The sequence below is a fragment of the Hymenobacter sp. genome, from assembly GCF_036387835.1.
Taxonomy (GTDB): Bacteria; Bacteroidota; Bacteroidia; order Cytophagales; family Hymenobacteraceae; genus Hymenobacter.
In genome coordinates, this window is sequence record NZ_DASVSY010000072.1 from 46557 (window position 1) to 58931 (window position 12375).

8 protein-coding genes and 1 pseudogene are annotated in these 12375 nt (G+C 54.6%); 2 read left to right on the forward strand and 7 right to left on the reverse strand.

Annotation, left to right across the window (positions count from 1 at the left end; translation table 11 throughout):
• Positions 1-2: 2 nt before the first annotated feature.
• The 5 genes and pseudogenes from VF639_RS13690 to VF639_RS13710 all read right to left on the reverse strand — a co-directional run.
• A pseudogene (locus VF639_RS13690) lies at positions 3-635 on the reverse strand (RHS repeat domain-containing protein); the annotation flags it as partial.
• 69 nt (positions 636-704) lie between these two features.
• On the reverse strand, positions 705-1094 hold the full coding sequence (locus tag VF639_RS13695) for an immunity 22 family protein (protein WP_331146478.1): 390 nt from the start codon (positions 1092-1094) through the stop codon (positions 705-707).
• Positions 1095-1113: 19 nt separating this feature from the next.
• On the reverse strand, positions 1114-5283 hold the full coding sequence (locus VF639_RS13700) for an RHS repeat-associated core domain-containing protein (protein WP_331146479.1): 4170 nt from the start codon (positions 5281-5283) through the stop codon (positions 1114-1116).
• Between the two features lie 65 nt (positions 5284-5348).
• Positions 5349-6185 carry a hypothetical protein gene (locus tag VF639_RS13705; RefSeq protein WP_331146480.1) on the reverse strand — a complete coding sequence of 279 codons (837 nt, stop codon included), beginning with the start codon at positions 6183-6185 and terminating at the stop codon, positions 5349-5351.
• A gap of 10 nt (positions 6186-6195) precedes the next feature.
• Positions 6196-8031: a type VI secretion system Vgr family protein gene (locus VF639_RS13710; RefSeq protein ID WP_331146481.1), complete on the reverse strand. Its 1836-nt coding sequence runs from the start codon at positions 8029-8031 to the stop codon at positions 6196-6198.
• 178 nt (positions 8032-8209) lie between these two features.
• Here VF639_RS13710 and VF639_RS13715 point away from each other — a divergent pair, with 178 nt between their 5' ends.
• Both VF639_RS13715 and VF639_RS13720 read left to right on the forward strand, forming a co-directional pair.
• A complete protein-coding gene (locus VF639_RS13715) occupies positions 8210-9253 on the forward strand; it encodes a hypothetical protein (protein WP_331146482.1) in 1044 nt (347 codons plus the stop codon).
• Positions 9254-9273: 20 nt separating this feature from the next.
• On the forward strand, positions 9274-9624 hold the full coding sequence (locus VF639_RS13720; RefSeq protein ID WP_331146483.1) for a hypothetical protein: 351 nt from the start codon (positions 9274-9276) through the stop codon (positions 9622-9624).
• 97 nt (positions 9625-9721) lie between these two features.
• Here the strand turns inward: VF639_RS13720 and VF639_RS13725 are convergent, their stop codons facing one another.
• Positions 9722-11860, reverse strand: coding sequence for an FUSC family membrane protein (locus VF639_RS13725; RefSeq protein WP_331146484.1), 2139 nt, complete (start codon positions 11858-11860; stop codon positions 9722-9724).
• 349 nt (positions 11861-12209) lie between these two features.
• A complete protein-coding gene (locus tag VF639_RS13730) occupies positions 12210-12362 on the reverse strand; it encodes a hypothetical protein (protein WP_331146485.1) in 153 nt (50 codons plus the stop codon).
• Between the last annotated feature and the right edge of the window lie 13 nt (positions 12363-12375).

The window sequence follows — 12375 nt, forward strand, 5'->3', positions numbered from 1 at the left end:
GGTCAAATAATAAGCGTAAATAGTGGGGTTACTGCCATCAATCCAATCGGATCCGGAGAAATATACTGCCCTGCTTCAGGATCATAGTATCTAAATCTGTTGTAGTAGAGGCCCGTTTCCTGATCTTCGTACTGTCCCTGAAAGCGGAAGGGACAGGCGGTTCCCTCACCCTCACGCCGGCGCACCCGCCCGTAGCTGTCCAGCTCGGCCGTCCAGACTGGCGTATCGCCTCCCCCGTGCAACTCCAGCGGCGTGCCCAGGTGGTCACTTACCACACTGTAGTGCTGCTGCCCTTGCAGTTTAGCCAGCGGGGTAAAGCTGTCTTCCTCGAAAAGCCAGGTGATGACATCTTCTACATTCGTTTCTTCTACTTCCAAACTGGTCCACTCGTGCAGGGGCACATTGCCGTCCCACACCCAACGCGTGACCTGCCCTCGGTAGTGCTTGCTTAGCCGGCGGCCCAGCGCATCGTAGGTGAAGCGCACCAACTGCCCATCAGGCCGCAGCACGCTGGTCAGTCGCCCGGCCTCACTCCACTGGCAGTACCACTCCTGGCCCGTGGCGGCCAGTTTGCGCACTAGGTTGCCCTCGGCATCATAGAAGTAATGTGTGCCGTTGGCTTCGAGCAACTGCCCGGCCGGGCCATAGCGCCGGGCCTGCTACTGATCAGTGGTAAACAATTAGCAACTCACACCAGCCAATGGTTAAGTATTGTCAAACACTCCGATGTACGTTAGTTCATTGTATTTCTTTGTTGGTTCTGTTATTTCCAACTCAGCATCTTCGTAATAAAACATAGCATTTGCTTTGTCTATTTTCAGTTCAGCACACCTCGACTGTATTTGATCAATGGCATCCGGCGAAGTTGGCAGTTCATCTAAGGCTTGCTCTAAATCATCAGTTTCACTGTAATAGACTCCTATCAAATCGTCGTCATACCACTTTATGTTGACATCTTTATCAAATTGGCTGGCCCCAATGCCGGCATCCCGATCAATTTGATTGATAGCAAAGTATTGCGAAAATTCTTCTCGGTTTTTCGTGCTCATGCCAATCCAAACATGAATTTTAGTCATTACGTTATAGTTGCTCATGGTATGATTCGTAAAGCGGTTACTTACAGTGAGTGGTATGGTGCTTTTGAATGATGTCAAGGGCTTCGGACTTGGTTTTCGCTCCATCTAGGTCTGCCATCAGATTTTTGTGGAACCAAGAACTAGCCTTACTAGATTGTCCGGCCGGCAATGGCATACCAGTGGAATGAGGACCGCTGTGAGTGTTACCGAATCGATCCGGTACATTCTCAAACATAAGTCCATCCCGCTGCTTCGTCAAACCTGTCAACTCAGAATGAGTGAAGCCTAGCTCTTTTGCTTTGGCAGCCATAGATACGGGGAACATCTCATGCATACCGCCGCTCCCACGTAGAGCATTACTCACATCTTGCTTGTTTGCCAGAACATCGGAGACGCTTGCATTGTCAAACCACTCGCCAAAACCGCCGGTTGGCCAGGGAGCTAAGCCCAATGGATCTACGTAGACTATTGGATCATGCACATAGCTATAGGCTTTGTCTCCCCCCTTTAGTCCAATCGGATCTTGAGAAATATAGCTGCCTGCCTCTGGATCATAGTAGCGGAAGCGGTTGTAATATAGCCCGGTTTCTACATCCTCATATTGCCCCTGATAACGAAAGGGGCAACCATCGAGGCTACCATACGATTTCCGCACTTTCCCGTAACTATTCAACTCGCCACTCCATACAACCTGACCATGCTGGTCATGCATTTGTAACGGTGTTCCTAAGTGGTCAGTGATGAAACCGTAAGATTCATCGCCAACTATCTTAGCTATAGGCGCTTGGCGCCCTTCCTCAAACAGCCAGGTAATAACTTGATCCACGTTATCAGCACTCACTTCCAATTCGTTCCATTCGTGCAAGATCTTATGGCCGTCCCATATCCACCTTGTTACTCGCCCACAATACGTTTTGCGAATACGACGTCCCAATGCATCATAAGCAAACCGCACTACTTTTCCATCAGGACACACGACCTCCGCAAGTCGTCCAGCAACGTTCCAGACGTATTGCCACTCCTGTCCATGAACGGTTTTCTTACTAGCTAAATTACCCAACTCATCATAGGTGTAGCGCGTACTATTTGCTTCTAAAAGCTGGCCAGCGGGTCCGTATCGTCGGTCTTGCTTGTTAGCTGTTTGGAATAAGTTACCAACGGCATCATGCTGCCGTAATTCTCGGGTGCCATCACCAAATATGGTAGAGGATAAATTACCTACAGCATCGTGCTCAAAGCGCGTGATGCCGTCGTGACTATCCTGAATATGGGTTAATCGCCCACTTTCTTGCCATGTATAGGTGCGTGCCCGTTCCGAATGAATTGTTGGACTGACAACCTGCTGCTCGGTGGGACGCCCTAAAGAATCACGCTTCCAGCGAGTACGGATTCCACCACTGAACGTGCGCTGCAATTCCAACCCTTGTGTGTCACGTTCAAATTGAGCTTGCCAATTTCCGCTACGCACTTGTTCTATATCTCCTGTTGCATCACGCTTATAACTCACTTCGGTCCCAAGCGAGGACATGATTTTAATCCTTTGACTTTGCGAGTTATAAGAATATGAGACGGTATGTTCCCCCTGTGTCTCCTTCATCACATTGCCTAGTACGTCGTGCTCAAACGCCACTGTAATGCTATTGTTTGCAGCAGTAATTAGTGTCCCGTCAGCGCGATAAGCATATGTTTCCGCACTGCCGTCACTGTAAAGTACCTTCGTGGTGCGCCCTGCCCGGTCGTATGTAAAACGAGTAGTATGGCCAGTAGGCAGTTCTACTTGTAATACGCGTCCCCCAATGTCGCGACTGTAACAGCGTGTTAGGCCATCGAAACCAGCTTCAGTTAGGACGCTTCCTTCGGCATCTAGCTCAAAGCGGTAAGTCAGGCCGTGCTCATTAACGATAGCACGTAACTGCTCTTCGGTATTGTATAGAAAATCAGTGTTTGTACCTGCTTCAACACGCCGAATAAGTCGGTTTACACCTCGATAAGCATACGCGATATCGTGGTGGCGGTCTTGAACCCGCATTACATTACCCATTGCATCGTAGGCAAAGCGGCGCACGTTACCATCAGGCTCGTACAGTGCAGTTACTTGGCTTAAAAGGTCGTATTCGCGCCATTGAACATTTCCTCGCGCATCCGTAGTCTTGGTGGGAAGACCCCATTTATTGTATAGCCAACGACATACCGCGCCCTCCGACGTTTGCATTTCGCGCAGGTTGTACATACTGTCATAGCTTACCTCTGTGCTGTGGAATGCAGCATCGTGCATACGCCGCAGCAATCCTTGCTCGTACTGGTATCGTGTTAGATTTCCTATTGGGTCGGTACTTTCCAGCACATTGCCAGCCGCGTCATAGACCCACTGCCACTGGCCGCCAACGGTATCAATCACCTTTACTCGTTGGTCGTTTTCATCAAAAGCCATCCGCACCGTAGACCCATCGGGCATCGTCTTTTCGGTGCAATTTCCCCGCTCATCATATTCATAACGAGTTTCATAGCCTAGCGGATTAGTTTCGCTCAGCACCTCGTTATATTCATTGTACTCGGTTTGGTGCAAGCCGCCGCGCCGGTCGATGTGCTGCACGACCAACCCGTTCTCGTTGCCGATATAGGTGGCCTCCTGCCCCAGGGAATTGGTGACCACCGTGCGCCGATTGGCTACATCATAGAGCAGCTTGTGGTCGTAGATGCCTTCGTCGCCCCAGGTGCGGATGCAGCGGGCTTCGGTACCCGCGCCCTCGTATTGAAAGTAGAAACTGAGCCCGTTCTTGAACGTTTCCTGCACTAGTAGGCCATTACGATACTTATAATGAGCCTGCTGCCCGAGCGCATCTTCGCAGCTCAACAGCTCGCCTTGCCGGCTGTAGCTGTAATGCACTAGCGTCACAATCTTTTTTGGCTCGGTAGGGTGGGCCGTGGCGATGGTGCGGATACGGCCTTGCTCGTCGCAGCTCACACGGAAGACCCGGCGGGCGCTATCGACGATTTCGGTCAGGTGGCCGTGGCCGTTATAGCCGAAGGTGATAGAGAACCCATTTCGGTTCTCTACCGCTGCGAGCGGTGACACGCCGTCGCCGCGGTTTACACCGAAACGGTAGACAAGGTTCTGGCCGTGGTCTAGAATAGCGTAGCCTCGCTCGTCGTGCAGGAGGCTCATTTTCTCGAGGCGGTTATAGTCGCGCTGGCCCAAGGGAACGAGGTCGAAGGCAATACCGCGGCCATCGGCGGCGCGGAAGGCAACCAGCCCCTGCTCAGCATCTACGAACAGGGCCATGTCGTAGCTGTGGTGCCAACCCGAGCCAAGCGGTCCTTGGTGAACAGAAGTGGAATTCCAGAGCCGCTCCCAGCGCAGGGGCACCGGACCAGGAAATTCGAAATCGGTGGCTTCGGTGTACAGGTAGCCCCCAATCACGTCAACCGGGTGGCCTGTGACGGTGCATAGAATACGATTAGCTAGTCCGCTGGCACGCTCAGATAGCCCGAGTTTGTTCATGGCCTTTTGCGCCGCTTTGCCCAGCCCCTTGACTACTCTGCCGCCTAGCTTGTTCATCACGTAGTCGATAGCCAAATCCTTGGCTACCTGCCCCACAATCGACAAGCCGTTTTGCAAGCTTGGGTCGCGGCTAAAATTGGTGACTCCCTTAGTAACCGCCGCTCCAACCGCTAAAACGGTGCTAGCAGTTATTAAATGGCCACCACCGGCAATCATGGCTGCGCCCAGCGGAGCACCTACACCTGTCGCACAGAGCACGGCACCTCCTACGGCTAGCGCTACGCCGCCCCAGAAAGCCCAACCCGACGCTTTTTCGGCGGCCTCGGCCAGCGCGTCGGCTTGGTCGAGCTGCTTGTCTAGTTCCACAGCCGCGGTGGCCCCAGCCTCTGTGAAGTGAATGGCAATTTTCCCACCTAGACTACACATGCACTTACTGGTATCGAGTAGAGGGCGGGCTCCCATTACCGTCAGACCATCTTCCATTACCTGCTCCCACAATAGCGGTACCGGCACACACGGACTATGCGAGACGCTACACACCCCAAAAGGCATAATGTTTACCAACGGAATCTTGTCGAGTTCATTGGCAAAATGTTCGTCGTAGAGCTGCACCGGTTTGGGCGTCACGTTGAAGCGCGAAGGAGTTACTCCTTTGTCGCAAGTGAGCCACACACCGTTCATCACATACTTATCGTCAATAGCCATACCGTGGTCGGAAACAAGTAAATGAAATAAGATGGGGTACAACTTCCCCGCGCCAGAGGCTTAATCTAACTCACCATTTCGAGTTGATGATGCACTTCGTTTTGATAAATTCCTGGCACCTCAGCCTTAAGCCGCTGCTCGGCTCGTACTAGCCAGCCAGTAGCCGTTTCTACATCGTAGCGCTCCTGACAAGTGGCATTCAAGCTTATCTTCAGGAGAGGATTATCAGCCATCGAGCGAAACAGTCGTCGTAGGTCATCTTCCTGCAAGGCCGCTTGATTGAGCTTACCCTCCACTTGCAGTGTAAGCTCGGCTGGTGTAGCGCCGTCAGTGGCGCTGGTCGTAATTTGAAGAGGAAGATTTATGTGGTTGATAAATTGCTCGAGTACCCGTGTACCCCGCACCGGAACATTGGACACGTAGCCAAACCCGTAAATACCAGCCAGTAACACACCGTGTAAACCTTTATTGCGAACAGTTTTTTCGAAAACACCCTCAGCTTGCAGGCTCTGGCCAAATGCATCGAAAAAGGCTTTTGAGTAATATTTTTCGTACTTTTTTATTACGCCCGATTGAATACTACGCCACCTTTTCAGCATGTCATCCTTGTTTTCGACGCGCTCCAGCCGGCCGTAGATGTCAGTCTGAATAATAAGTGAGTTGCTAACTTGATTGAGATCGGCCGCTAGGAAATTAAAAAAAGTAGGGTTTTCGGCTTGAAAGCTGAGTACCTCCACGGCCAATCGGTAGGTGTTGTTGGGTTTGCGTTCCAGTAGCGTTTGCCGCGCCACGGTATGGTACGTGTTGTGTTCCTCGGCCTCGTTCATGCGCATGTACGAGGTAGTGGTCAGCTTATAGATACGCGGAGCCGCTGAGGCTGCCAATGTCAAGGGAAGGGACATAGCAGCAAGATTAGTGAATTCTTGTCTTACCGGAGCTGATGCTGGCTTTGCTGCCGCCATTTACGTCGAGCGACGAAGAGGCAGCAATTTTCATGGTATCGCCGGCTTTTATAGAGGTGACTTTGCCGGTCATATCCATTTTTTCACTGCCGGTCATGGCTATTTCCTTGGCGGTCTTCGTGATTTTGGTTTTAGCGTTGATCGTCACGTTTTCGGCCGTGAGGATGATGTCTTTTTTAGCGGTCAGCGTGATGTCGCCGCCGGCTGTGAGGCTGATGGGGCCGTTGGTGTTGATACTAACGCTGCCGTCGCCGTTGAAGTTGATGTTGAGGGCCGTGCCTTTGTTGTTGGAGTTGGAGATGTTGATGCTCTGCTTGCCCTGCTTGTCCTGCATCACAAACTTGTTGCCGCCGGCCGTCTGGATGCCCTTCATCAGGTTGCTGTCGGGGCTGTACTTGGCGCCTTGCTTGTTGTTGGCGTGGAACATGTTGCCGAGGACAAAGGGCTGCTCGGCCAACCCATTCTGATAGCCGACCAGCACTTGCGAGCCGACTTCGGGCTTGAACAAGTGCCCTTTACCGTCGCCGCTGTAGGGGGTGAGCAGGCGCAGCCAGTCGGTTTCGGCTTGCTGCGGGTTGTTTACGGGCCAATGGTAGCGCACTTTCAGCCGGCCGAGCTTGTCGGGGTCTTTATCGTCGATGACTTCAGCTAGTTCCGACATGCCTTGCGGGGCGTCGTAGGTGGGATTCAGGGGCGGCACTTCCAGCACGTGCGGCACGGCCGAAAACTGGTTGCTGTAGTTGCCCGCCTCGTCGATGAAGTGCGTGATTTCCAGAATCCGGTATTTGCCGAAGCTTTCGTCGGCGATGTGCTCGGTGCCGATGCCTTCGCCGCGCACGTTGAGCACGGTACCTAGGTGCAGGCTCGGGTTATCACTGAATCCTTGCAGCGTGACGAGGCCGGCCGCCGCGTTGGCTTTGAGCAGCTTGGCTTCCTCGTCGAGCTGGCTGTTGCCTTCAATCAGGGTTTCGGCCGTGGTGTGCGCCTCGTCCGTGAACAGGGCTTCGGCTTGCTTGAGGGCAAAGCCGCCGTAGGGGTGGTTCTGGAGGCTAGGCAACGCCTGGCTGGTTGTACTGCTTTTGAAATGCTGGTGCTTTTGATAGTTGTACTCGTACATCTTGGCCTTGGTAGGCACCAGCGTCATGCCGAAGCTGAAGCTGTTGTAGTCGCCGTCGGCCACGAAATCCACTTCTTCGCTGCTTGCTGGTGTTCCTAGTTGCAGGGCTTCGCCATCGTAGTAAAACCACTCGCCGTATTCGGCGGCCAGGCGGCTCAGAAACTCGAAATTGGTTTCGCGGTACTGTACCACGTAGGGCAGGGGCGCTTTGTGCTGCGGGTTGATTTTGCGGGCCAGCAAGTTGGCCGGGAAAGGCTCCAACACTTCATTGAAAATAGCGTCGAGGGTTTTGGCCACGAACGTGCGCTTTTTAGAGCCACTGGCCAGCAGATAGCAGGGGCTGTAGCCGCGCACCACTACGCTGCCGGCAAAATCGTTGTCTTTGCCGGCCTCCAGGTGCGTTACGATACCCTTAAATAAAAGCTTCTGCCCTTGGTTGAAATGGAAAGAATCAGCCTCGGCTACCAACGAGAGGGGCTGCCCTAACAGCCGCTTGTGGGCTTTCGAAAAGAAGGACACTTTGCTTCCTTCCACCCTATCAAAGGGCACCACCACCTGAAACTCGTGGTGGGAAAATAGACTTTGAGTGAGGGATATCTGCTGAATATCAGCAGACGGCGCCAAGGCCAAGCCAGCGCACTGCACAGAGGAGGTTACCTGACGACTCATAGATCCAAGATGTGTTAGAAAAACTGGATATTTACTAATGAGCCCTATCTATAACTATATTCCGGGCATTCAGTAAACTTATAAGAAATCTGGGAATTTTGTGCTTTTTAGCGCTATCTTAATATGTATCCGTGAGTACTTTTCCTGTGTTGTTCACCTTACTTTTTTGGTAATTGTTATGCTTGCACCTACTCCACCTCAGCGCCGCCAGCCAACTGCTAGCGACCGGGCACAAGCCTTACGACCAGGTGGCAAGCCCCCAACACAGCGCCCACCAGTAAGCAGTCGGGCTGCTGTTGTGCAGCAGGGCCGGGCCGCAACGGCAAAGCGGGGTATAAGCCAGCGTGTTCAGGCTGCCGCACCGCCAAGCATAGGAAACCGCGTATTGCAAGCTGGTGTAACCCTGGTCCACATGCACCGCGACTATAATATGGGTTTGGTAGAAGGTCTGGGGGATTCGCTGAAAGGTACCTGGGATTTTGTAACGCGAGACGCTTGGCAAGCCAAAACCTGGACCGAAATGGGTACCACCGTAGTGGCTCTTACGCTGATGAATCCGCAGATGGCGGGCCCTTACGGTGGGCAGGCCAGCGCTCAGTGGCTGGACCAAAAACTGGGTACTAAGTTCGCCGCACGGCAAGTACAGATTATTATAGCCGTAGACGACACGGTGAAAGAAATGCCGCACTGGAACGCTCGGCAGTGGGGCAAGCTGGTAGGCCGGGTAGCGGGCGACGTGCTCACAACCAAGGGGGCCGGCGCCGGGGCCAAGCTTGCAATACGCGGCGCTACAGCCGCCACGCGCGCCACGGCTGCGGTAGGAGAAGGAGCAGCCTTGTTTCACTCTACGGCCCGGGCCGGGGCAGCCGAAAATATCTTGAAGGGGATAGACCCCAAGTTTTTCAACCCGAATTCGCGGTTTGGCGGCGCCTTCTATACCGCTACCAAGCCCGGTACTACGGTGGCCGAACTGGCCCACCACGGAGCCAGCCGGGTGGCCACGATTCAATACTCCCTTGGGCCGGGAGGTCGTTTTCTGAACCTGACCAGCCCGGTAGGCCGCCTCGGCACTCGCTACATGCCGAAGGTAATGAGCCGCTATGCCCGCCTCACGAAAAAGAACGGCATCGTCGCGCACTCCCTTCGGCTGGAGGGAGGCGTAAACGTGGTGATTCTGGAGGACTTCACGATGCTAAAAAACGGTACTATTGTTTACCCGTAACAACTGCAACCGCGCTGGCTATGGCTGAAACAACCGAAGTTTCCGTAGAGGTGGCCCCCGTTACGGGGTTCACCAACGACTCGTATGTGAAACTGCCTGACTCGGCTTATGGCGAGTTGCTGATCTACCACCACAACAAGCCAACTTATTACTTATACATCTTTGATGATGCCTACAAGACGGCGCTGGAACAGTTCAATCAAACTTCTCTGACGCTGGCCGAGCTAGCTGAAAAGTCTTTCGCAGTGAACAACCTGCCGTATTCGCTGAAGCAGAAAATAATTGGCATAAAGAACAAAGCGCATCCCGCGCAGATTTCCCTGGCCAAGTACCCAGCTGAATACTTATTGAACGCCCTGGCCGCAGCCTAAACCTATGTTGCAGCGCGGCGCTATGTGGCTTCTTATCGTGCAGCGCCACGTAGTACACGCTCTGAGCAAGCCGCTCTGAAGCTCAACTCGTTTCAAGTTATTGCAACACCTCCTCGGTGACTTTGCTGATGTCGCTGCTTACTTTCTGAATGAAGTCTAGCTGCTCGGTGAGTTGCGGGTCGGGCGCGGTAGCGGCTTCGGGGCGCGTGGGGGCGGCATCGGCAGAGGTGGCGGGCAGTTCGGGCTCGGTGGCATCGAGGCGGCGGAGGCTGCGGTGCAGTGCCTGTTGAGCCTGGCGCACGGGGCGCAGGAAATTACTACCGGCGAAGGGCGTGTGGCCGTCCTGCGTGAGTACGGCCGAGGTGATGGAGGCCACGTTGGACGAGAGAATGTGATTCAGAACCACAAACTCGTGCACTTCGGTGGGGCGGTGCTGCTTGCCGCGCGGCTCCGACATCATGCGCTGAAAGGCCGCGGCCAGATTAGCCGAGCTGATGTATACTTCCTTGCGAGCCAGCTTGTAGTCGAGGGCGGCCACTATGGAACCGGTCAGGGCTTCGGCCAGGGTTTGGAGGTAGAGCAGGTTGGCGCGCAGCACGGCCGTCATGTAGTCCTGCAACTGGTCGGATTCCCAGCGCGGAAACAGCACGTAGCTGGCAGCAAAGGCAATGAGGCAGCCCAGCACGGTATCCAGAACCCGCTCTTCCACTATTTGCAGGAAACCGAGCCCCATGAAGTTGAACAGGATCAACACGAAGGGCGTCATGAACGTGACGGCCACAATGTAGTTGCTGCGCGTGAAGCTGAACGAGGTCAGCATAAACACAAACAGCAACCCTACCAACACCATCCGGTCTTGCACCAGAAACAGCACCAGCCCGCCAATCAGGCCGCCCGCCAACGTGCCCAGCACCCGGTGAATATTGCGTTCCTTGGTTAAGCTGAAAGCAGGTTTGAGCATGTAGGTGATGGTCATCAGAATCCAGTAGCTGTGGTGGCCGGGCAAGAGCACCCTGGCCACCACAAACCCTACCAGGCACGCCACCGTCATGCGCACCGCGTGCCGAAAAATACCGGAGCTCAGGGTAAGATGGCCGCGCAGCTCTTCCAGCGCAAAGCTCTGGTGCGACACAAAGCGCCCGTACTCCAACTCCTGGCTGGCCGGGGCAGCTTTGGCATCGAAATAGGCCAGAATGTCCTGGAGGCGCTGGCTGAGGTTGCGCAGGTTCACCAGAATCTTTTTCAGTACCAGCGTATGGCCGGGCTGCGTGGGGTCATCCAGCGCGTCGATGCGGGCTTTGAGCTGCTCCAGGCCCGCCGTAAGCTGCACCCTGGACGTGTAGCTGTAGTTGGCTTGAATGGCGAAGCCGATGCTTTCCAGCTCCGTGGCAATTTGCTCTACTAAGCCCGCCACAGCGTCGAGCACCCCGGAGGCCTCAAACCGGGCGTGGATAGCGGAATAGTCGTAATACGTGGCGGTGATTTGCTCGTAGAGGTCCATCAAATCCACAAACGTCAGCACCAGCCGGCGGCCGGTTCCGGTGGATTCCTTCATCATCTGCCGGGTCCGGAACAGCAGCTCGCGCACGGCTTCCTGCTTTTCACTTACCGTTACTTGCTGGCTTACCAGGCGGCGGTAATCGTCTTCGAGGTTGGTGCCCGTGCGGTAAAACTCGGCTTTCAAACGCAGAAATCCCGCCACCGCCCGAATGCATTCGCCCAGGGCCTGCTGCGCCGAGCGGTAGGGCCGGATTTGGCGCGTGAGCAGGCTCACCACCGTGTACCAAATGCCGCCGGCCGTCACGAGGCTGGCGTAGCGGAGCAGCTGCGGCAGCGTAAGGCTGCGGTCCATCATCAGGATAACCAGCAGCAACGTCGCCGTGCCTACTGCCCCGGCCCGGGTACCGTACACCAGCAGCAGTGTAAGCAGAAAGCTGAGCACCCCTATTTCCAAACCCAACAGCCACATATACGGCTGCACCAGGCCCGTCAGCAAAGCCACCGCCGGCAGCAGGGCCACCACCGCGAGCATGGCATTGCGCTTGTGCACCACTGGCCCCGGCGAGTCGGCAATGCTGACGCAAAGCGCCCCCAACGACAGATCAATGCCTACTTCCAGCTGCCCGAGCCACCCCAGCAGCAAGCCTGGCAGCAGTACAGCCAACGTAATGCGCAGTCCATCGGAAAAATCCTGACTGAAAAAGAAGTATTGAAGCTTGCGGGTGTGGTCGTTCATTGCAGCAGGCTGCGGTTCGGGTCGTCTATACGACAAGCAACCACCAAGCTACCGGATTTTAGTGCTTGGCACCTAGTACTTAGTTGTTAGTGCTTGATGTTGAAGCCGTTTGGTGAAGTAGTAGAAGGCCGTTATTTACGCTCTCATTTCACAATCAAGCGACGCGCCACTGGCTCTTGGCCCCCGACTTCGAGACTCAGTACGTAATTGCTGGCGGGCAGGCCTTCGGTGGGCACTTGGATGATGCTACCCTTGAAAGTTTAGTGGCAATAGTCATGGGCTGCCCCATAGCGTTGCGCAGGGTGTAAATGGCCGTGGTGGCGGGGGCACTCAGCTTCACCCGCAAAGCTTAGCCGTTGGGCGTAAGGTTGGAATAGACCAAGACCGTTTGAGACGCCTTAGCCGCCTTGTTGCTCATGACGGTCGTGTAGAAGTTGCCGCCGTAGTCACGAGCCCGGTCGCGCCAGATGGTGTAGCAGTGAGTCTGGTTGCGGCATACCACGCCGGTTTAGCAG